The 21,074-nt window shown below is 68.1% G+C and carries 16 protein-coding genes; 11 read left to right on the top strand and 5 right to left on the bottom strand.

Features of this window, described 5'->3' with window-relative positions:
- The first annotated feature begins 147 nt into the window (after nt 1-147).
- Together cysS and ACIQ7H_RS12595 are read left to right on the top strand one after the other, a co-directional pair.
- Nucleotides 148-1,518 carry a cysteine--tRNA ligase gene (gene cysS, locus ACIQ7H_RS12600; RefSeq protein ID WP_395791963.1) on the top strand — a complete coding sequence of 457 codons (1,371 nt, stop codon included), beginning with the start codon at nt 148-150 and terminating at the stop codon, nt 1,516-1,518.
- 10 nt (nt 1,519-1,528) lie between these two features.
- Entirely contained in the window at nt 1,529-1,987 is a 459-nt protein-coding gene (locus ACIQ7H_RS12595; RefSeq protein WP_395791961.1) for a SufE family protein, read from the top strand.
- A gap of 162 nt (nt 1,988-2,149) precedes the next feature.
- Here ACIQ7H_RS12595 and ACIQ7H_RS12590 read toward each other — a convergent pair whose 3' ends face one another.
- The 3 genes from ACIQ7H_RS12590 to ACIQ7H_RS12580 all read right to left on the bottom strand — a co-directional run bounded on the left by ACIQ7H_RS12590 (nt 2,150) and on the right by ACIQ7H_RS12580 (nt 6,675).
- Complete coding sequence (locus ACIQ7H_RS12590; protein ID WP_395791959.1) at nt 2,150-2,650, bottom strand: hypothetical protein; 501 nt, start codon at nt 2,648-2,650, stop codon at nt 2,150-2,152.
- 801 nt (nt 2,651-3,451) lie between these two features.
- Nucleotides 3,452-6,067, bottom strand: a complete 2,616-nt coding sequence (locus tag ACIQ7H_RS12585; protein WP_395791957.1) for a protein kinase — start codon at nt 6,065-6,067, stop codon at nt 3,452-3,454.
- Nucleotides 6,064-6,675 carry an ECF-type sigma factor gene (locus ACIQ7H_RS12580; RefSeq protein ID WP_395791955.1) on the bottom strand — a complete coding sequence of 204 codons (612 nt, stop codon included), beginning with the start codon at nt 6,673-6,675 and terminating at the stop codon, nt 6,064-6,066. Before ACIQ7H_RS12580 ends, ACIQ7H_RS12585 begins: the two co-directional genes overlap by 4 nt.
- A gap of 191 nt (nt 6,676-6,866) precedes the next feature.
- On the opposite strand from ACIQ7H_RS12580, the gene ACIQ7H_RS12575 reads away from it, so the two are divergent.
- The 6 genes from ACIQ7H_RS12575 (at nt 6,867) to ACIQ7H_RS12550 (ending at nt 17,073) form a co-directional block, all read left to right on the top strand.
- The gene (locus ACIQ7H_RS12575; RefSeq protein ID WP_395791953.1) at nt 6,867-8,987 is read left to right on the top strand and encodes a choice-of-anchor Q domain-containing protein; all 2,121 of its coding nucleotides are present in this window, start codon (nt 6,867-6,869) and stop codon (nt 8,985-8,987) included.
- Nucleotides 8,988-9,184: 197 nt separating this feature from the next.
- Entirely contained in the window at nt 9,185-10,933 is a 1,749-nt protein-coding gene (locus ACIQ7H_RS12570) for a DUF885 family protein (protein WP_395791951.1), read from the top strand.
- A 499-nt stretch (nt 10,934-11,432) separates the two neighbouring features.
- Nucleotides 11,433-13,091 carry a hypothetical protein gene (locus ACIQ7H_RS12565; RefSeq protein ID WP_395791949.1) on the top strand — a complete coding sequence of 553 codons (1,659 nt, stop codon included), beginning with the start codon at nt 11,433-11,435 and terminating at the stop codon, nt 13,089-13,091.
- Between the two features lie 55 nt (nt 13,092-13,146).
- A complete protein-coding gene (locus ACIQ7H_RS12560) occupies nt 13,147-15,069 on the top strand; it encodes a hypothetical protein (protein ID WP_395791947.1) in 1,923 nt (640 codons plus the stop codon).
- Between the two features lie 98 nt (nt 15,070-15,167).
- Nucleotides 15,168-16,802 (top strand): hypothetical protein, encoded by a 1,635-nt coding sequence (locus tag ACIQ7H_RS12555; protein ID WP_395791945.1) that lies wholly within the window; start codon nt 15,168-15,170, stop codon nt 16,800-16,802.
- Nucleotides 16,765-17,073, top strand: coding sequence for a hypothetical protein (locus tag ACIQ7H_RS12550; protein ID WP_395791943.1), 309 nt, complete (start codon nt 16,765-16,767; stop codon nt 17,071-17,073). Before ACIQ7H_RS12555 ends, ACIQ7H_RS12550 begins: the two co-directional genes overlap by 38 nt.
- A gap of 198 nt (nt 17,074-17,271) precedes the next feature.
- Here ACIQ7H_RS12550 and dksA read toward each other — a convergent pair whose 3' ends face one another.
- Nucleotides 17,272-18,360, bottom strand: coding sequence for an RNA polymerase-binding protein DksA (gene dksA, locus ACIQ7H_RS12545; RefSeq protein ID WP_395791941.1), 1,089 nt, complete (start codon nt 18,358-18,360; stop codon nt 17,272-17,274).
- Between the two features lie 241 nt (nt 18,361-18,601).
- Between dksA and yidD the strand changes: the two genes are divergently transcribed.
- The 3 genes from yidD to ACIQ7H_RS12530 are packed head-to-tail and all read left to right on the top strand — an operon-like array spanning nt 18,602 to nt 20,225.
- Nucleotides 18,602-18,877 carry a membrane protein insertion efficiency factor YidD gene (gene yidD / locus ACIQ7H_RS12540; protein WP_395791939.1) on the top strand — a complete coding sequence of 92 codons (276 nt, stop codon included), beginning with the start codon at nt 18,602-18,604 and terminating at the stop codon, nt 18,875-18,877.
- On the top strand, nt 18,870-19,703 hold the full coding sequence (locus ACIQ7H_RS12535; RefSeq protein ID WP_395791937.1) for a M23 family metallopeptidase: 834 nt from the start codon (nt 18,870-18,872) through the stop codon (nt 19,701-19,703). Before yidD ends, ACIQ7H_RS12535 begins: the two co-directional genes overlap by 8 nt.
- Before the next feature lie 39 nt (nt 19,704-19,742).
- A complete protein-coding gene (locus ACIQ7H_RS12530) occupies nt 19,743-20,225 on the top strand; it encodes a YajQ family cyclic di-GMP-binding protein (RefSeq protein ID WP_395791935.1) in 483 nt (160 codons plus the stop codon).
- A 133-nt stretch (nt 20,226-20,358) separates the two neighbouring features.
- Here ACIQ7H_RS12530 and ACIQ7H_RS12525 read toward each other — a convergent pair whose 3' ends face one another.
- On the bottom strand, nt 20,359-21,030 hold the full coding sequence (locus ACIQ7H_RS12525) for a TetR family transcriptional regulator (protein ID WP_395791933.1): 672 nt from the start codon (nt 21,028-21,030) through the stop codon (nt 20,359-20,361).
- Nucleotides 21,031-21,074 lie beyond the last annotated feature (44 nt).

Raw genomic sequence — 21,074 nt, 5'->3', positions numbered from 1 at the left:
CGCGAACCTGCTGGATTCAATCAGGCCGGCCCTGAATCAGCGCTGTAGAAATCCGTTAAGCGCGCCGCAGGCGGAGCGATATTCCGATGCCGGAGCCGCCGCCCCGCCCCTGCGAGCGCCGGCGACGAGCCGCTAGACTGTCGCGCTATGGACATCCGACTCTTCAACAGCAACAGCCGCCAGGTCGAGCCGTTCCGGCCGCAAGACCCTGATCGCGTGACCTTTTACGTCTGCGGCCCGACCGTCTACAACTACGTGCACATCGGCAACGCCCGCGGGCCGGTGGTGTTCGGCGTGCTGTCCGACCTGCTGCGCCGGCACTTCGGCCAGGTGGTGTACGCCCGCAACATCACCGACGTCGACGACAAGATCAATGCCGCCGCGCGCGAGCAGAACGTGCCGATCAGCGCGATCACCGATCGCTTCGCCGCCGCGTATCGCGCCGACATGGCGGCGCTGGGTGTGCCGCCGCCGGATCTGGAGCCCGCCGCGACCGATCACATCCCGCAGATGATCCGGATGATCGAGGCCCTGATCGAGCGCGGACACGCCTATGCCGCCGACGGCCACGCGCTGTTCGCGGTCGACAGCTACAAGGACTACGGCGCACTCTCCCGGCGCAGCACCGACGAGATGCTGGCCGGCGCCCGCGTCGAGGTCGCGCCCTACAAGCGCGCCCCCGGCGACTTCGTGCTGTGGAAGCCCTCGACGCCCGACCTGCCCGGCTGGGACAGCCCCTGGGGCCGCGGTCGTCCGGGCTGGCATATCGAGTGCTCGGCGATGTGCGAGGCACATCTCGGCGAGACCATCGACATCCACGCCGGCGGAGTCGACCTGCAGTTCCCGCACCACGAAAACGAGATCGCGCAGAGCACCTGCGCCCATGGCGGCAAGGTGTTCGCGCGCTACTGGCTGCACAACGGCATGCTGACCTTCGACGGCAGCAAGATGTCGAAGTCGGTCGGCAACATCCGCCGCGTGCACGACCTGGTCCAGGAACATCCGCCGGAAGCGTTGCGGCTGGCGCTGTTGTCGGCCCACTACCGGCAGCCGCTGGACTGGTCCGAAGGCGTGATCGAGCAGAGCGTGCGCACGCTGGATCGGCTGTACGGCACCCTGCGCGATCTGGCCGATGTCGAAGCCGGCGCGGCGGTGATTCCCGACACCGTCGAGCAGGCGCTGGCGGACGATCTGAACACGCCGCTGGCCTTGGCCGAGCTGCAGCGGATCGCCGCCGATGCGCGGCGCAGCGAAGGCGCTGAGCGAGCGAGTATCAAGGCCCAACTGCTCGGCGCCGGCCGCGCGCTCGGCCTGCTGCAGCAGGCGCCGGAAGCCTGGTTCGCGCGCGGCGTCAGCGCGGACGATGACACCCGCATCCAGGCCCTGGTCGAAGAGCGCGTCGCCGCCAAGGCCGCACGCGACTTCGCCCGCGCCGATGCCATCCGCAAGCAGCTTGCCGACGAGGGCATCGCGCTCGAAGACACGCCGCAGGGCTGCCGCTGGAAGCGCGCCGGATGAGGGCGCTTCGATGAGCGCCATCACCCGCGAGTCGCCGTTCCCGCTGGAGCTGACCGCCGCCGAAGCACAGGCGACGATCGCCGAGGAGTTCGGCTACTTCAGCGACTGGTCCGAGCGCTACCAGTACCTGATCGACCTCGGCAAAAAACTGCCCGTGTTTCCCGACGAGTGGAAGACCGAAGCCAACCGCCTCACCGCCTGCCAGTCGATGGTGTGGGTGGTGTCGGAAGGCGATGCCGACAGACTGGTCTTCCACGCCGTCAGCGACTCGACGATTGTTTCCGGCCTGATCTATCTGGCCCTGCGCGTCTACTCCGGCCGCAGCGCCAGCGAGATCGCCGCCACCGAGCCGACCTACGTCGCTGACATCGGACTCGCCAAGCACCTCTCGCCGACGCGCAGCAATGGGCTGGCGGCGCTGTTGGGGGTGATTCGGCAGACGGCCGCGCGGGCCATACAAGCCAGCTGAGGCCGAGCCGACGATTCGACGCTGCGCTCAGGCCGAAGCGCTGCGCTCGATTTCAGCGCGGAAGTGCCGGCGCCGGAAGAGTGCATGCGTTCAGGAAATCTCTCGCGATCGGCATCGTACTCATGTCGAGGCTGAGCGGCTGCTGGCGCGGCTCAGCGTGTATTACAGCGATTCGAACCCGCTTTCGAACAAGGCCCCGGCGCAGTCGATAGTCCAGCGCAAGCCGCGCTCGCCTCCGCTGCTGCCCTCCAGACAGATCAGTTCCTCAAGCGCGCCATCGCGCGCCTGGGCGCAGTGGATCTCAATGGGCTGCAGCGGCTGGGCTGGAAACGACTGCTCCAAGCCGGAGACTTCGATGAGGCCGCTGCTGACGCCGCAACTCAGGGCCAAAGGTGCCCGCGCCAAGGGCTCCAAGGCCTCGATGCTGACACGTGCGCGACCCTCAGCGTCAGCGCGCAGGGCTGGCATCGTTCCATCACAGTCGAGATCCGGAGCAGGAGAGAAGGCGAGTGCCGTGCTCCCCTGCGAGGCATCCAAGGCCTGGATGGAATTGCCCGACCACGTCAACGCAGGATCGCCACTGCCGCTGGAATGGACCTGCAGGCTTTCGATTGACAGCGGGTAGATCCCCGAAGCCACGTCGGCCTGGAACCGAACATCCACCTCGCACAGGAGCTCGGCCGAAAGGGACTGCTCGGGCTCCGCTTCCGCTGCGACAACCAGAACTCGCGACTCTTCGTTGAAGTGGCATCGACGACTGCTGAAGCAGCCTGGCGTCCTGACGCTCTGGTAGCGGCTTGCAGGGAACGGAACCTCGAAACGGAGAAGGCGAACGCTCTCCACCGATGGCGTGAAGAAGATCTGCAGAGTGGCCGGGCGCGCACTGTTCCCATCCTGTCCGCCGACCGAAAACAGCAGGTGTGAGGCACCCGCAAAGACCTGCGGTGAGGCCACACACGCGGCAAGCGCGATCGACACCCGACTGCTACGAGGGCAAGGTTGACCCCATGACCGAGCCGCAATCCACCGGTGCAGCATTCGCGTTCTCGCAGGACGCTCGCGTATCGAGCCGGCGCCAGAGGTTACACGAGCGGCACAGCGAGCAGAGTTAGCGGCCCCTTCCACTTGTGTGCCTGGCACGACGGCATCCTGATCGAACTGCATCGCTCAAGAGCTGTAGGTCCCTCGGTGACATTGGATGCCAGGACGCGGGCTCCAGTTCGGCTGTCGAGAAACTGATCGCCTTTGAGGGGCGTGCCTGGCGTGTGGCCGGTCCCGGACATGCTGCGGATGCTCTTGAATCTGAGTTCTCCCACGCCAAGCCTCTCTCGCCGACCGGCAGAACGGGCCTCGCGGCGCTGGTCGGGGTGATCCGCCAGAGGGCAGTACAGGCCATGCAGGTCGGCTGACATCTTGGCGGAGTCCATACAGCGCGGCACTCGTGCCGAAGGGCTGCGTCGGATTTCAGCGCCGCGGCTTCAAAGCCGGATGCGTCGACGCGAGCTGCTTCGCCAGCGTGGCCTGCAGGCGTTCGATCTCCGCCGCCACCGGCTCGCCGGCGTCGGCGCGCAGCTGCAGCTGCTCCAGTGCGACGAGCTGGCGCAGCGGGTGCCCGGCCGGCGTGCTCAGCGCGAGAGCGTCAAGGACCTCGGCCAGCGCGCGGGCGGCGTCGAGATCGCCGCGCGCATGCTGCAGCGCGACGCCCTCGCGCAGCAGCTCGGCGCGCTGGGCGGGCTGGGCATCGCGCGCTTCGGCGTCCAGGGTGTCGTACAGCGCCTGGGCGGCGTCCCACTGCTGCGCCAGCACATGCACGTGGACCTGCTTGATGCGTGGACGCAGCGCCCGTGCCGGCTGGCCCGACTCGATGTAGGCCTGAGCCGCGGCGTCCAGGCTTGCGAGGGCCTGGGCGTGCTCAGCCAGCATCGCTTGCGCCTGACCCAGCGCGTACAGCGCGTTGGCGCGACCCACCGCGTGCAGGTTCGACATCGCCAGCGCCGCCTCGGCCTGCGCGACCGCGCCTTCGGCGTCGCCACGCAGCGCCTTGAGCCCGGCGAGGTTGGCGCGGTGCGAGCCGAGGTTGGGGTGCTCAGGCGCCAATCGCGCGTGCAGGGCGACGGCGCGGGTGTAGTCGGCGTCGGCCGCGGCCCAGTCGCCGGCGCGCTGCAGGGCGCCGGCACGCGAGGCGATAAGGGTGGCGTGGTCGGTGCTGTCGGTAGTGCCCAGGGCTTCATCGAGCGCCATGACTTCGCCGTAGCGCTGCGCGGCCTCGGCGTCGCGACCCGACAGATCCAGCAGGGCCGCCAGCGTGTACAGCAGGCTGGCGCGACGCCAGCGCAGATCGCCGCTGGCGCTCAAGGCATCGAGTTCGGCCAGCGCCTGCGCGGCCAAGTCAAGCTCGTCCGCCTGCGCCTCGCCGCGGTACAGGGCGAGGTTGGCGCGCCCCTGCAGGCAGTCGATGCGCGCCAGCCGCGCGCTCCCTTGCAGGGCATCGGCGTCGACGATCGCGGCGGCGTAGACAGCGATGGCCTCGGCCTCGCGGCCCAGCATGGCCAGCGCGCTGCCGCGGCGGCAGCCGGCGCGTGCGCGCAGTGCGGGATCGAGATCCTCGGACTGGCTGTCAAGTCGCTCCAACAGCCCAAGCGCGCGCGCATGCTCGCCGCGGTCCTGCTCGACGGCAGCCAGGCGCACCAGCAGGGCCTGGCCCGCAGCGGCATCGCTCTCGACCAGCCGCAGCGCGGCATCGCGAGCGCGGTCCAGCCAGGCATTGGCGGTCAGCGCCTGTTCGGCGCCGGCCTGGGCAAACAGGCCGGCAAAGGTGTCGACCAGACGCTCGCCGCGGTCGGCTTCGGCCAGCGCGGCATCGCGGGCCTGCTCGGCCTGCAGGCGCGCGGCATCGGCGCGACGCGTTTCCTGGCGTGCGACCAGAACGCCGCCCGCCAGAGCCAGCACCAGGGCCAGGCCCAGAGCGGATTCCAACGGATGTCGCCGCAGGGCCCGATAGAGGCGCTCGGCTCGGCCGGGCAGGCGCGCGGCGACGCTGTCGCCGGCCAGCCAGCGCTCGATATCCAGCGCCAGCGCATCGGCGCTGGCGTAGCGCTGCTGCGGCGCGCGGGCCAGCGCTTTCAGCGCGATCGCATCGAGATCGGCATCGACGCCATCGACGCGGGCGTGCCGGCTCGGCGGCTCCGCATCGCGCTGGCAGACCCGCTCGACCAGCTCGGCCAAGGCGCGTGCATCGCTGCCGTGCGGCGGCCGCTCGCACAGCGCGAACCACAGCAGCGAGCCCAGCGCATGCACGTCGCTGCGCACGTCCGCGGGCTCGCCGCGCAGCTGCTCGGGCGCGGCGAACTCAGGCGTCAGCGCGGCCTCGCGGGTGATGCCGGGCTCGGCTTCGAGCAGCTCGCCGATGCCGAAGTCGAGCAGGCGCGGGCTGCCGTCGGGCTCGACGCGCACGTTGGCGGGCTTCAGATCCCGATGCAGCACGCGCTGGCCGTGGGCGTAGGCCGCCGCCCGCGCCAGCGCCAGCACCAGCGCCACACGCTCGCGCAGGCTCGGACCCGCCTCGCGCAGCCAAGCGTCGAAGCCGCGGCCCTCGACCCATTCGGTAACCAGCCAGGGCCGGCCGTCGGCGCTGACGCCGCCGTCCAGCAGCTGGGCGATGCCGGGATGCCGCAGGCGCGCCAGCAGGGCGCGCTCGCGCGCGATGCTGCGCGCCGCCTGCGGGCGATCCAGACGCAGGAATTTGATCGCGACCGCGCGCTCGAACGCACCATCGGTGCGCTCGCCGCGCCAGACCTCGCCCATGCCGCCGCGCCCGACCGCAGCGATCAGGCGCCAGGGCCCGACCCGATCCGGGGCCGCGGCCGCACCCTCGGACTCAGGTTCGCGCTCCAGCAGGCCCGCCGACTGCTCGATCGCGCGCAGCCAGCCGCGCAGGGCCTCGGCCTCGTCGACGGCCAAATCGACCAGCAGCGACTCGCGGGCGTCGACCGGAAGATCGAGCAGCGCGTCCAGGCGCTCGGACAGCGCCGCCCAGCGCTCAGCGTCCATGCCGCCCTGGCCGCCGCTGGCCGGGTTCACGCCGGCGCGCCGCCGAGGAAGCCGAACAGCCAGCCGCGGGCCTTCAGCCAGTCGCGGCGCACGGTGACCTCATTGACCTGCAGCAGCTCGGCGATCTCGCGATCGGTGAGTCCAGCGAAGTAACGCAGCTGCACCACTTCAGCGGCACGCGCGCTGACCTTCTCCAGCGCGACCAGCGCAGCATCGAGTTCGACCAGATCGACGCCGGCCTCGGCCGGCACGTCCTCGGCCGCCGACAGCGACAGGGCCAGGGCGCCGCCGCCGCGTTTGTCAGCGCGCGCCGCGCGGAAGTGATCGACCAGCACCTGGCGCATGCAGCGCGCGGCAATGCCGAAGAACAGCCTGCGATCCACCTGCTCGGGCAGGCGCGCGCCAGCCAGCTTGAGGTAGGCCTCGTTGACCAGTGCGGTGGTGGACAGGGTTTCGCCCGCGCCCATCGACAGGCGTTCGCGCCGCGCGATTCGGCGCAGGTCGTGCTGGGCAGCGGCAATGAGCTGATCCAACGCGCCCGGCTGTGCCGGATCGAGCCGCGCCAGCAGGCCGGTCAGGCCCGCGCTCAGGCTTTCGCCCAGCTCGCGCGAGAGCGCCTCGGCCAGGCCCTCGCTCATGCGCGAGCAACCGGGTGGCTTGCGGCCGCGGCGACGACGAGCAGGAGGGGTGCGGGCAGAAAGGGCATGGAATCCGGCTTCGGCTGTGTCGGGGCGGAACTATAGGGCCAGCGGCGGGCGCCCGGCAGGGGTGGATGCACGGAATCGGCCCCGTCCTACGCATGTGCGTCAGGACATCCCCGGAGCACGCCATGAAACGTCCCCACCCCGCCCTGCCCCATGCAGTCGCCCCGCTGCTAGCCCTGCTCTGCGCCCTGCCCACAGCCAGTCGGGCCGCCGACTGGCTGTGGCCCGACACCGTGCTGGGCGGCCCCTGCGCCGGCAGCCTGCAGGCCTGCATCAACAACGCCGCCGCTGGCGACACCATCCGCATCGTCGGTGACGAGCTGAACAACCCCGACCGCTACACGCCGATCGACGAGAGCATCGAGATCACGCGTTCGATCAACCTGCGCGCCGCTTCCGGCATCGACGCGGTGTTCGCCACCGAGCGCAGCCTGCGCGTGAACCTCGGTGCAGGCAGCCACACCGTTCGCCTCTCTGATCTCAGCTTCCGCCGCGGCGGCGTGGTGGTGACCGACCTCAGCACCGTGGACGGGGGCCTCATCGACCTGCAGCGCCTGCGCGTGCTCGAACTGGGGGCGAGCGACCAGCAATCCGGCCAATGCGGGCTGCAGGTCAACCTGGGCGGAAGCTCGGCGCGTCAGATCAACATCGGCGACAGCGTGGTCGCACGCGGCGCCGCGCGCGCGGCGGACGCCTTCGGCAGCCTCTGCGTCAATCAGAACGGCACGGGTGCGCTGAACGTGAATCTGTTCCGCAACCGTGTGCTGCCGGGCAGCGGCCGCAGCAGCTTCGGCATCACCGCCTACAACCTGGTCGGAGGCGGCAGCGCGCGCGCCAGCGCCAACCGCGTGTTCGGCCCGCGCGAGGACACCGCGCTGTATCTGCATACCCGCGGCGCGGGCAGCACCCTGCGCGCGGAGAACAACCTGATCGTCGGCACCAGTGGGGAGCAGTACGCGCTGGTCATGAACGTGCCCGGCGGCACGGGCGTGATCGTCAACAACAGCCTGCTGCAGGGACAGCTTGGCCTCGCCGCCGCCGGGCTGGGCGGCACATCACCGACCAGCCTGCGCGTGGCCAACAACCTGATCGCCTGGCAGAGCGTGAGCGGTGTGCGGCTGGAAGCCAGCAACATCACCAACGCCAACAATCTTGTGTTTGTCACGACCGGCGACAGCTGGACGCCGGGCCCGGGCACGCTCAACGTCGACCCGCAGGTCGAGTCGATGGAACATCCGCGTCTGCGCCCAAGCTCGGCCGCCGTCAACGCCGGTAGCGCGAGCGACGCCACAGGCTTCAGCTTCGATGCCGATGGCGAACGCCGAGTGGCGCTTGGCAGCGTCGATATCGGCGCCTTCGAGGCCAATGGCGAAGGCGCGGCGGTGATCACCGCGACGGCGGAGACCAGCTTCTTCAACGAGACCTTTCTCCAGCCGTTTCCGACCTCGCTCAACGAGACCGACAGCGTCGCCGTCAGCCCGCAGCGCACGCTGCCCGGCACGCCCGCCAGCGGCCAGCACCTCGGCGTCTATCTCAACCCGCAGAGCGCGAGCGGCTGGTCGATCTTCCACCAGGACAGCAGCGTCAACATGGGGATCGGACAGCGCTTCCACGTGATCGCCCCGGTCGCCAGCAAGACCGGCTTCTCCCACCTGACGAGCGCGGCCAACAGCAGCGGCGCGCTCTCGCGCATCGAACATGCCTCGCTGAATGGCCTGAACTTCGCGATCGCCATTGCCCTGCACCGCTGGGAAGGCGCCTACCACGACGTGCCGATCGGGCTGGCCTGGACCAGCGCTGGCGGCGGCCGCTGGCAGGTGCGCAACGAGGACGGCAGCGCCATGCCTGCCGCCCTCAAGTTCCATCTGCTCGTGGCCCCCCTGCTTTCGCCGAATGCCGCGCAGCTGAGCCCCGGCGGCCAGAGCGTGCGCGAGCTGCGCATCGAGCATCCGCTGCTGGACGACAACCCCTGCGCGGCACCCGTGGTCGGCCGCGTCGACGATCCGCTGAATGGCCTTACGGTCAACAACCCGCAGCGCTACAGCCTTGAGTACCGGGCGGCCAGCGGGCCCGGCGCGCCCGGTCGATGGTTCATCGTCGCCGAGGGCAGCGGTACGCCCGTGTTTCCGCCCAATGTCGCCTTCAACCTGATCGTCGATGGCGCCCAGGCGGAACGCTGCCGCGCCCCGCGCGAGGACGCGATTTTCCGCGATGGATTCGAAGCGCTGTGGGCGCTTGACCTCTAAGCAGCGAGGACAGGCGCAACGCAGCCGCGAGCAGCTTGCCGGAGGCATGAGGTCGTGTCGTGTGTGCCCAGATCCATCCGGCACGCATGCGCGACCTTCGCCCATGCGAGGTGCCCACATGGACACCAACCGAAGGCATGCGGCGCGGCCGGCTCGGACAGGCACAATCGCAGCCTGACCGTTCGCCGGAGCTGCGCATGACCCTCACCCGCCTGTCCGCCGCCCTGCTGTGCGCCCTGCTGGTGCCCGCAGCCGGTTTTGCTGCTGCACCGCTGCCGAGTGAGGCGCTGGTGCCCCCGGCCGCCGAGCATGCGCCCAGCGCGCAGCTGTTGGCGCCGCTGATCCAGCGCTTCCGCGCGGATCTGGCTGCGGTCGAGCACGTGCATGACATCGCCTGGGGCGAGGCGCGGCGCGCGGCGCTGGACGAGCTGTATCGGGGCTGGGTCACGCAGCTGGAGGCGATGGATTTCGAGGCGCTCGGGCTGGAGGATCGGGTCGATTGGATTCTGCTCAACGGTGATCTGGGTGAACGACTGCGCGGGCTTGAGTTCGAACGTGAGCGCTTAAGCGAAGCGACACCGCTCCTGCCCGAGATCAGTGCCCTGATCGAATTGGCCGAGGCGCGCCGAGCGTTGAAGCAGGCTGATGGCCGAAGCAGTGCGGGCCTGCTTGAGCGCGCCCGACTCGCTCTGGCTGCGCTGGACGCGCGCATCGAGGCCAAGGACGAAGCGATCGCCGCTCTGTCGCCGGCAGTGGCGCATCGCGCGGCGCGGATTCTCGACAGCACCCGCGCGGCCCTGAAGGAATGGCACGCGCACCAGGACAGCTATGACCCCGACTTCACCCACTGGCTGGCGCAGCCCTGGCCGGCGCTGGACGCCCAACTCACCAAGACTGCGGACCTGATCCGCAAGCGCCTGGCCGGGGTCGACAACCCGGAGGTCATCATCGGCGACCCGATCGGCCGCGAGGCACTGATCGCCGCACTCACCGCCGAGCGGATTCCGTACACGCCGGAACAACTGGTCGAGATCAGCCGGCGCGAGCTGGCCTGGTGCCGCGAGGAGTTGAGCAAGGCGGCGCGCGAAATGGGCTTCGACGACTGGCGCGAAGCGCTGGAGGCGGTCAAGCAGAAATCGCCGCCGGTCGGCCAGCAGCCGCAGCTGGTGGTCGAACTTGCCAATGAGGCTATCGAGTATCTGACCGACAACCAGTTGGTCAGCGTGCCCGAGCTGTCGCGGCGCGACTGGCGGATGAACATGCTGAGTCCGCAGGCCCAGCTGCAGGCGCCGTTCTTTCTGGGCGGGCGCGATGTGTGGGTGGCGTATCCGCATTCGAGCATGCCGCATGAGAAGCAGCTGATGAGCCTGCGCGGCAACAACCGGCATTTCTCGCGCGCCGTGGTTCATCACGAGCTGATCCCCGGCCACCACCTGCAGTACTTCTACAACCTGCGTCACCAGACCCATCGCCAGCTGTTCCGCACGCCGTTCTGGGGCGAGGGCTGGGCGCTGTACTGGGAGCTGTTCCTGTACCAGCGCGGCTTTGCGCAGACGCCCGAAGACCGCATCGGCATGCTGTTCTGGCGCAGCCACCGCGCCGCGCGGATCCAGTTCAGCCTCGGTTTCCACCTGGGCACGATGACGCCGCAGCAGGCGATCGAGCTGCTGGTGAACGAAGTCGGCCATGAGCGCGAGAACGCGGCGGCCGAGGTGCGACGCAGCTTCACCGGCGACTACGGCCCGCTCTATCAGGCCGCGTATCTTCTGGGCGGCCTGCAGCTGATGGCGCTGCGCAAGGAGCTGGTCGAGTCCGGCCGGATGGACGAGCGCAGCTTCCACGACGCCATTCTGAAGGGCGGCACCATGCCGATCGATCTGGTCCGCATGCGGTTGCGCAATGAGCTGCCAGCGAAGAATCAGGCGCTGTGGCGGTGGGAAGGCTGAGGCCACTTACCGAGGCCCGTGCGCGGGGCGCCGGGGCTGAAGTTCCGGCTCTCGACCGCGATCATCTCTGACGCAGACCCCTCTCCCGCGCCTGCGCTGGAGCGGTCTCGGCCGCGCCCGCCGAGCGCCGATACGGACCGTATCGCCGACCCTTCGTCCCGCGCTAGGCGGCGCTGACTCGGCCCATGGCAGCGCTGACATTCGCGCTTGACAGTTGGTCATAATTGATCAAACTCCATGCCTACGTCGGCCGTGTGGCCATCCGTCCGGGGAAAGTTGCAGGGGCGGTGAGGACGACGACACAAGAGGCCCTACGGCCCGAATCACAGCGCTGCGGCGGCGTGGGCGCTGTGCAAACCGATGAAGCCCCCGCAGCGGGGCGGTCTCGCATGGGCTGCGTTTCGCCCCAACGTCTCGCTGCGCGATGTGCCTTGCTGCCGTCGCCGCTGGGCGATTGTGCCTCCCGTCCCTCAGCATCCCCTGCAACGGAGTGACCCAGATGCAACGTCGACACTTCCTCAGCCTCGCTGCGGCTGTCGCTGCCTGCTTTGGCTGGCGTCGCAGCCATGCAGCAGTTCTAACCGCACCGCCTGAGCGCTGGGATGGCTTTCTGGCCGCCGGCCAGTTCATGCCCGCGAAGATGACGTTCGCGCCCGAACGCGTCGTGCTGCCACGCCCGGATGCAGAAACGTCGACGCGCGCGTTTCATCGCAATGCGCATGTTGGCCTGCCCTACGAACTGCCGATCGTCGTGCAGGGCGGAAGTTGGCCCTTTGTCTACGAACTGATCGCCGGACCGGCCGGCGCCAGCCTGGGCCGAAACTACGGCGATGCCGGCTACGGCATCCTGCGCTGGACGCCGACCGCGAACGGCGCCTTCAGCTTCACTGTGCGGGTGCGAGATCAGGACGGCGGCAGCGTGCAGTTCAGCTGGAGCGGCGTGACCTCAACGACCTGGGCGCGCTTCGTCGATGCCGCAAACGGCAGCGACAGCAGCGGCAACGGCAGCCTGGCCGCACCTTGGCGCAGCCTCGGGCATGCGTACGCGCAGGTGCAGGACGGCGGCGCGCTGTGCCTGCGCGCGGGCCAGTACCAGGCGCCCGGCGAAGCCATGAATATGGCAGTCAGCGGCGGCACTGGCGCCGGCCGCGTTGGCAGCCTGATCGGCTGGCCCGGCGAGGCAGCGACGATCGACTGCAGCACGCTCGCTTCCGCAAACTTCGCCTGGTACAACAGCAGCGACATCTATGTGGGCCATCTGAGCTTCATCGGCGGCCCCAGCGGCCAGGCCAATCCACGCTATTTCGTTTCGCTGAGTGTCAATCATCGCTGCTACCAGTATCGACTGAGCTTCGACTCGCCGACCGTCGGTACGGCGGCGGGCGGTGGTGATGACAACAACAGCTGCCTGTTCCTCGGCGCTGGCGGCGCGGTGCGTTCGTACGTCGCGCAGGTGTTCTGCACCTTCCGCCGGCTGCACGAGACCAGTAACGGCTTCAGCGCCATCGACACCTACCAGACGCGCTATCTGGTCGTGGCCGACAACGTCTACGACGCCCCCGCTGCCAACACGGCGCGGTATGCGCTTTGGATCAAGGGTTGGGAGCAGGAAGACGTCAGCGTGCGCGGCAATCGCTGGACGCAGGCCTGGGGCGGCTCGCTGATCGAGGCCTCGATGTCGGCCTCGGCGAGCGCGTTCTCGGCCCGCCGCATCGAGGTCTGCTTCAACACCGTAGTGGCCCGGACCGGCGCTGCGGCGATGAACTTGGGCAGCGCGCCAAGCGGACCGGAGCGCGGACCGATCTGGATCTATCGCAACACCCTGGTCGGGCTGCCGGTGATCGCGCGGCGCAGCTGGCCGCTGATCATCAGCTTCGAGAACGATGTGGTGGTGCACGACGTCACCACCTTTGGCGGCACCGTGTCGGGAAAGCTGTTGATGTCGGATCCGAATGCGCCCGCGGGACGTTTCTACGATCCCGCATTGCGCGAAAACATCACGCTGACCAGCTTGAACCTGGAATGCCATGGCAGCAGCAGCGACGGCATCCTCGACGCCCAGCATCGTCTAACCGGCATCTGGCGAACCCAGTACCTGGGCAGCCACGGCGCCGAGATCGTTCCACCCGATCGCGTGTTCGCCGATGGCTTCGAATGAGCGGCTGACCTGCACCCATTGAATCCCGCGTTTCCCCTGCCCCCAGGAGCTGTCCGTGAATCCACTTTGCAGTCTGCTGTCGAAGCGCCTCCCGGCCCGCGGCCGGCCGTACTCGTCTCAGGTCATCCGCTGCGCCGTGCTGGCGCTGCTGGTGCTGAATGCGTCGCCGATGGCGTTCGCCGGCGGCTTGGTGCCGGTCAATGTCCGGCTTGAGGGTCTGGCCCTGGGAAATTCCGTCTCGCTGCGCCAGGGCGGCGTCACCGTCAACGCCAGCCTCAACGGGCCGCTGGTGCTTGGCCAAGCAGAGGCCGGCAGCGCCTTGAGCGTCGACGTGATCGCACAGCCCGACGGCCAGATCTGCGCGCTGTCAGCCCAAGCGCCCGCACAGGTGCCCGCCTCGGGGGCGCCGGTTTTCGTTCGCTGCGTACACACCGCGGCGCCGCGCATCACCGTGCCAACCACGGCGCCCGATGATCCACTGGGCTGGTGGCACAGCGGCGCCGGTCTGCGTCCGATCGCATACCCCGGCCTCGCCTACGAGAGTCGGCCCGGTGTGGTCGGCGGTCAGTTTCCCTACGAGTTCCGCCTGCTGGCGATGCGCTTCAACGGCCAGCCCCAGCCGATCTCCACTGCCAGCCTCGATTTCCGCCGCGGCACGTTGCGCTTCGTGCCCGCCGCAGCCGGCAGCTACGAGTTCGACATCGAGGTGCGCGACAGCGCCGCCGTGCCTAAGGTGGCTCAGCGCACCTTCGTGGTCAGCGCTGCGGCGAATCATTTCCTGTTCGTGGCGCCCGGGGGCGTCGATGCCCCCGGACGCGGCAGCATCGATCAACCGTTCCTGACAATTCCCTACGCACTGGCTCAAGGCAGTTCGACGCAGGCGCTGATGCTGCGGGCTGGCACATATGCAGGTCGCTTCGATCTGAACGACGGCCGCACCCGCCAGATCGTGTCCTACCCCGATGAAGTGCCGGTGCTGGCCATCAATCAAACGGGCAATATCACGGTGCGCTTCACTCAGGCACCCGCTGCGCGCCTGGAGGGGGTCGACATCACCGGCGTGCGCCAGTACGGCATCGTCAGCGATCCCTCCCTGCCCGGCCTGGTGGTGCGCCAGGTGCGGTTTCTGGATGGCGTGGTGGCCAACGGCGGTGAGAACCCGGCCTACATCCACGGCTGGGGCGATCTGCTGCAGCGGCATCGTTTTCTGGTGCAGGACTCCGAGTTCAACAACTACCCGGCCGGCTATGCCACCACCTGGTTTGACGCCGGCGATTCGCTGTTCGAGAACAACCAGGTGCGCCTGGGCGCCTCGACCGTCGGCGTGCACGACAAGGACAACTCGCAGCGCAATGTGTACCGCGAGAACTTCATCGAGTACGCGCCCGGCTTCGCCAACAACAACGGTATCCAGATCTCCGCGCAGTACGGCTCCGAGCAGGTCCACATCCACCACAACCTGTTCATCAACACGGGCGTGCTGCTCGGCGGCCAATGCCTGACCGAGGGCTGCACGATGCGCGCACACGACATCCACCACAACACGATCGCGACCGGCGCCATCGTGCTGCGCTGGGGTGCCTTCAATGTGGGCAGCGCCGACACCCGGATCAGCCACAACCTGATCCGCTCGACGCCCGCACCGTATGCCTGGGCCTCGTGCCTCAACACCGTGCCCGCCGCCTTCGCGACCCAGCTGCAGGCGCGCGCCAACCGTCTTGAGACCGGCAGCACCAACGCCATGCGCGACACCGAATGCGGCGGCTCGGTGATGAACATGAGCTGGGCCACGTGGCGCAACACCCACGGTCTGGACACGCTGGCCTCCGGCAGCGTGCTGAGCGCCAGCAGCGATCTGGTCGGCAGCGGCGCGCTGCTGCGTCTCCCCGCTGGCGATTCGCGCCTCGCCAGCCTGGGCCATCGTTACCCGCTGCCGATGAGCGCCAGCCTGAACGTGTTCGCCAACGGCTTCGAGTAAACGCCTGTCGGCTTGGCGCCGAAACGCGCCCAGGTCCATTCGGGTCGCGGCGGAAGTCGTCGCGCCGCAGAACATCCAACCCAAGAGAACATCTCACGATGAAGCGCCGCCAGTTCCTGCTGATGACCACGGCCGCCAGCGCCGGACTCACCCTGCGACCAGCTGCCGCGGCCTCGCACACGGAAGCGCTGGGCGGATCGAACGCAGTCTTCGCCGATGGCTTCGAGGTGGTGCCCCCCAGCACCAACACCGCCTATCTGTTTCCGCCCGGCTACTTCGAACCCGACAGCCTGTTGCCGCTGCAGAAGATCTACCCGCAGAGCGATGCCGTCACCGCGGCCGCCTCGCACCATCGACGCGCCTATCCCGGGCTGCGCTGGGAGTGCCCGGTGCGCGCGATGGGCGGCAGCAATCCGCGCTTCTACGAGCTTCTGTCCGGGCCTGCAGGCATGCGTGTCGGCGAATTTCTGCAGCGCGATGCGTTCGGCGACTACGTTCCAACGCCGGACTACGCGACGCTCATCTGGGAATCGCCGGTCGCCGGCAGCTATCTGATCCGCGTGCGCTGCAGCGATCAAAACAGCACGCCGGTGCTGTTCGAGTTTCGCCTGCAGGTGGCACTGGATGGACATCTGTTCACCGCACCGACGGCGCTGGGCAGTGGTGACGGCAGCAGCCCGCAGAATGCGATGGCATGGAACCAGGCGATGCTGGGCAACGGCATCGTCTCGCCGAGTCGCGGCAAGGTGCTGGTGTGTCGAGGCGGCAGCTATACGCTGAGTGACGACCTGCTGGTCAACGCCAGCCATATGGCGACTTCGCTGATCGCCTACCCGGGCGAGATCCCGGTGTTCAATCGAGGCATCCAGATGCGCTCGTCCGACGTGTTCGTCGGCGGCCTGCGTTTCGACGGCGTCGGCACCGGCAACTTCGGCGTGATCAACGACTGGAAGTTCAACCACCGCTGGAGCGTCTGGCGCTGCCACTTCGAGCGCTGCTTCAACTCGAACACGGCGCAGAACAACAACCAGTCCTGCATCGGCGCGGTGAACGGCGGGCGGGCCGCGGGTCGGCAGCACCTGCTGCTGGCCGAGAACACCTATCGCAACTGCAACGGCCTGCACGGCTACGATTTCTACAACGTCGACACGCATCTGTGCGAACGCGAGACCTTCGTGATCGATGATCCAAGCATCGCTGTCCGCCACTCGGTGTGGTTTCCGAAGGGCTACTGCCGCTTCTACGAGATCTCGTTCTGCCGCGCCGATCTGCCGCCGCAGGCGGTGGAGGTCGAGAACATCATCCAGGCGCACAACGGTGCGTACGCCGTGTCGCTGCCTGGCGTGGGCTCGATCGAGTACAACTTCGTGCGCGGCGGCAGCAATGTCGGTGGCCTGGCCAGCAACGGCGCGGCCAACGGCACCGCGCCGAACGTGGGGCCGATCACGCTGGTCAACCAGGTGCGACGCAACACCTTCGTCGGCAAACAACTCGGCGTGCGCAATTGGGATCGTGGTTCCGGGGTCGACCGGCACAGCTACTTCGCTGCGAACGTGCTGCAGACCGCAGGCAACGGCGCCGTCGGTCTCCTGGGGGCGGCGAACGCGAACCCGGTCTGGTTCATCGAGCGCGACGCGTTGAGTGCAGGCAGCGGTCTGGTCGACGCGGCAGGACGACTGGTCAACACGTCGTTCCGTGGCCGCCGCGGCGCACAGGTGTGGAGATCTGAATGAGCATCCGACCTGGCTGGAGACCGGCGACGCGGGTCGCAACAACGGCAGCGGCACACTGTGGGTGAACGGCTCGATCCTGCTCAGCAGGCGCGACTCCCCATTCCTTGCTGCCGGCGTTGCCGCCGAGTGGGAAAACGTGTGGATGGACCCCAGCTACGGCGGCCGTCCCGCCGTGGCCCAGGAATGGATGGACATCGGGCACGTCTACGTGTCGGTGGGGACAGCCGCAGAAACGGTGTTCCTCGATGGCTTCGAGGCGATGACCCATTGACGGATTGACGAGCGCGCGCAGATCGCGGCGCTTGCCCGTTCGGCGGTCGCTCCGTCAGGTGCTGCTGAGCGCGGACCGTGCCCGCCCGCTGCGATCTGCCTTCTAGCATCCCGAATCGGGAATTCCGCACTCCACAACGCGAAAGGCCCCGCTCGGCGGGGCCTTTCGCGTTGTGGAGTGTTCGCCGCAGGCCGCTGACTAGTCGCCCATCAGCTTCTGGCGGTGCTCCCAGCGCTCCTGGGCGTCCAGGCACAGGGTGGCGATCGGACGCGCCTCAAGCCGGTCCACGCCGATCTCCTCGCCGGTTTCCTCGCAGTAACCGTACGAGCCATCGTCGACGCGCTTCAGCGCTTTCTCGATCTTGCTGATCAGCTTGCGGTAGCGGTCGCGGGTACGCAGTTCCAACGAGTTCTCGGTCTCACGAGTGGCGCGCTCGGCTTCGTCGCCGACATCACGCACTTCCTCGCGCAGGTTGTCGATGGTCTGCTTCGACTCTTCCACCAGCTCCGCGCGCCAGTTGACGAGCTTCTGGCGGAAATACTCGAGCTGCAGGGGGCTCATGTATTCCTCACCGGCCTTGGGCTTGTAGCCGGCGGGCAGTTCGACCCGAACGGCCGACGGCGCGGTGAGCAGCTCCTGTGGAGCGGCCGGGCGATTGGGCTTGACCCCCCGCGCGCGCGCGCCGGGCTCGGCCGCTTTGGGGCTCGGGCTCGGTGAAGGGCTTGCGGCGGGGCTGGTGGCTTTACCTTTGGTGACGCTGGGTTTCATCGTGTTCCCTGTTTCGCTTTTGGCGTCCGTGCGGCTTGCCGCGGCCGGAGCACTGATCTTGGACTTGCCGGTCGGCGCCGCCGGAGCGGTCACTTTGACATGGCCGGTTTCTGGTTTCTTGGTCGAAGTCGGAGTTTTCGCATCCGGCGCGGGTGCGGGCTTCGATTTCGCGGAAGGAACGGTGGCTTTCACCATTCCAGCAATTGCTTTGGTAATGCTCTTGACGGTGCTGACGGCTTTCTCGGTCGCCACAGCCACCGGACTGGGCTTCGGAACAATCGTCGGCTTTGGCTGGGGTTTGGTCGCCGGCTTCGCAGCAGCCTTGGGCAGTTGCACAGCGATTGGCTTGCCTGGCGCCTTGACCGCCACCTTCGCCGCGGGCTGCTTGATCGGCGGTTTGACCACTTTCGCCGCGGGTTTCGCGACTGCCTTGGCGGCAGGCTTGGAAGTCTTAGCTGCACCCGCAGCGGTTTTGGCCGCCTTGGCTGGAGCTTTTGCCGCTTTCGTCTTCGCTGCCACGTTAGCCCTTCCCTTGTATGAGTTGCTTGAGGCTCAGCGGGCGCGTGTTATAGCCTGTCAACTGCGCTGCGGCAAGCAAAACACGTGCGACCCGTTGCGCTTCGGCACCGTCTCGGCTGCTTTGAAACCGCTCCCTTCGCGAGTTTGCCTCCCCCGTTTGGCCCCATGGACAACGCCCGGCTGCGCGCTCCGCGGGCGGCTGTTCGAGGCCTCAATCTCACTTAACGCCAGAAGACGCCCGGTGCAACGACTGCTGATCCTACTCCTACGAGGTTACAAGCGATTCATCAGCCCGTTGCTGGGTCAGCACTGTCGTTTCCATCCGAGCTGTTCGATCTACTCGATGCAGGCGATCGAGCGCTTCGGTGCCGTGCGCGGCAGCTGGCTGACCGTACGCAGGCTGCTGCGCTGTCAGCCTCTGTGCGAGGGCGGGCTGGATCCGGTGCCTGAGACCTGGCCACGCCGCGGCGAGCATCGAGGCTGCGGCCATTCGCATCAGGCCGCTGGCGATGAGTAGTCCGCACCGGGTGCCGCTGCGCGTGATGGCCATACGCGTGCTGATCGCGGTGGTCGGACTGGTCGGCGCAGCCGCAGCCCGAGCTTCCAACCTGCCCGAGCGGCTGCCGCAGGGGGGCACCGTCATTCTGCAGTTGGCGGCCGGTGAGTCAGCCCGACTGGATGGCCGCACGCTGCGGGTTTCGGACGAAGGTTGGGTCGTGTTCGGCGCCGGACGCGATGCCAGCCAACCGCTACGCTTCGAACGCATGGATACGCAGGGCACGGTGACGCGCAGTGAGATTCGCCTGGTGCCGCGCGATTTCCGCATCGAACGCGTCGACGGCTTGCCGCAGCAGACCGTCACGCCTGATCCGGCCCTCGCAGCGCGCATCGCGCGCGAGCAAGCCCTGGTCACACGTGCCCGTGAGCGCGACGATGCGCGCGCTGATTTCGCCGCAGGCTTCGTGCGGCCCGTGGCGGGCGGCCGTATCAGCGGGGTCTATGGCAGCCAGCGCATTCTCAACGGCGAGCCGCGGGCGCCGCATATGGGCCTGGACATCGCGGTGCCCACCGGCACGCCGATCACGGCGCCCGCCGCCGGCATCATCAGCTTCGCCGAGCCCGACCTGTATCTCACCGGCGGCACCGTGCTGTTGGACCACGGCCACGGCCTGTCGTCGAGCTTTCTGCATCTGTCGAAGATCGACGTCCAGCCCGGTCAGCGCGTCGAACGCGGCGAGCGGATCGGCGCGGTCGGCGCCACCGGCCGCGCTTCGGGCCCGCATCTGCACTGGGGCTTGAACTGGTTCGACACCCGGCTTGATCCGGCCTTGTTGATCCCTTGAGCCCTGACACTCTTCCCTCCTGCCGACTGGAACCCCTCCATGCCCTCGTTCGATATCGTGTCCGAAGTCGATGCCCATGAACTCACCAATGCGGTTGATCAGGCCAGCCGCGAGCTCGGCAAACGCTTCGATTTCCGCGGCACCTCGGCGGCGTTCGAGCTGGAGGAAAGCGCCGTCAAGATGGTCGGAGACAGCGAGTTCCAGCTGCAGCAGATGATGGACATCCTGCGCCAGCGCCTGACCGCCCGGAACATTGATGTGCGCTGTCTGGACCCTTCGGACATCGAGACCAATGTTTCAGGTGCGCGACAGACGGTGAAGGTCAAGCAGGGCATCGAGCAGGCAACAGCCAAGAAGATTGTCGCGGCGATCAAGGCCAGCGGGCTCAAAGCCGACACCCAGATCCAGGGCGAGAAACTGCGCGTCAATGCGAAGAAGCGCGACGACCTGCAGGCGGTGATGGCGCATCTGCGCAAGACCGATCTGGAGCTGCCGCTGCAGTTTGACAATTTCCGCGACTGAGAGCTCTGCGCGTCGTTTCGACGCGCCGGCTTGGGGGCGCGCAGAGATGCAAAGCTCTCAGCGCGCCTGTTCCGCACGCGGCAGCGTTTCCTATCTCAGCGCGCCTGTTCCGCACGCGGCAGCGTTTCCTATCTCAGCTCGCCTGCTCCGCACGCGGCTCTCGCCACCGCTGGGCTCCAAGGAAAATCATGCGCAGCTGGCGCACCAGCTCCTGCAATTGCTCGCGGGCAGCTTGCGCGTCGCCTTCGGGCAGATCGAGGATGGCATTGATCGCATTGATCACCGTCGCCACCACCAGCCGACACAGCAACCCGAGAGTCGGAGCATCGAGATCGGCCATCAGCCCCAGCCGACGCATGTCCTGGGCCATTTCCTGGGCGAAGTGGCCCTCTTCGGTACGGATGGCACGACGGATGACGGTCGCGCCGCCACCACGCTCGGAAGCGATGAACAGAAAGTGCGCGCGGTGCTGCTGCACGTAGCTGCGGAAGATCAGCACCGAGCTGTGCAGGATGTGGGTGGGCGGCAGGCCGGTGCGGCGCGCTTCGCGCAGCAGCCGGCGCAGCGTCACGCCCGACTCTTCGACCAAGGCCAGACCCAGCTCGTCGAGATTCGGAAAATGGCGATAGAACGCAGCCGGCACCACCCCGGCGCCACGGGTGATCTCGCGCAGGCTGAGCGAGGCGAAGCTGCGGCCGGTCCCCATCAGCGCCAGCGCCGCCGACAGCAGATGCGCGCGGGTCAGCTGGCGACGCTCATCGCGGCTGATGGCGACCTCGGCTTCGGGGCTGATGCGGTTGGGCATGCTTACTTTTGCGGTGGCGACATGCAGGCCCGCAAGTGTAGCGC

The organism is Aquimonas sp. (assembly GCF_044377145.1).
Taxonomy (GTDB): Bacteria; Pseudomonadota; Gammaproteobacteria; order Xanthomonadales; family Xanthomonadaceae; genus Aquimonas.
This window is presented reverse-complemented; position numbering and strand designations above follow the sequence as displayed.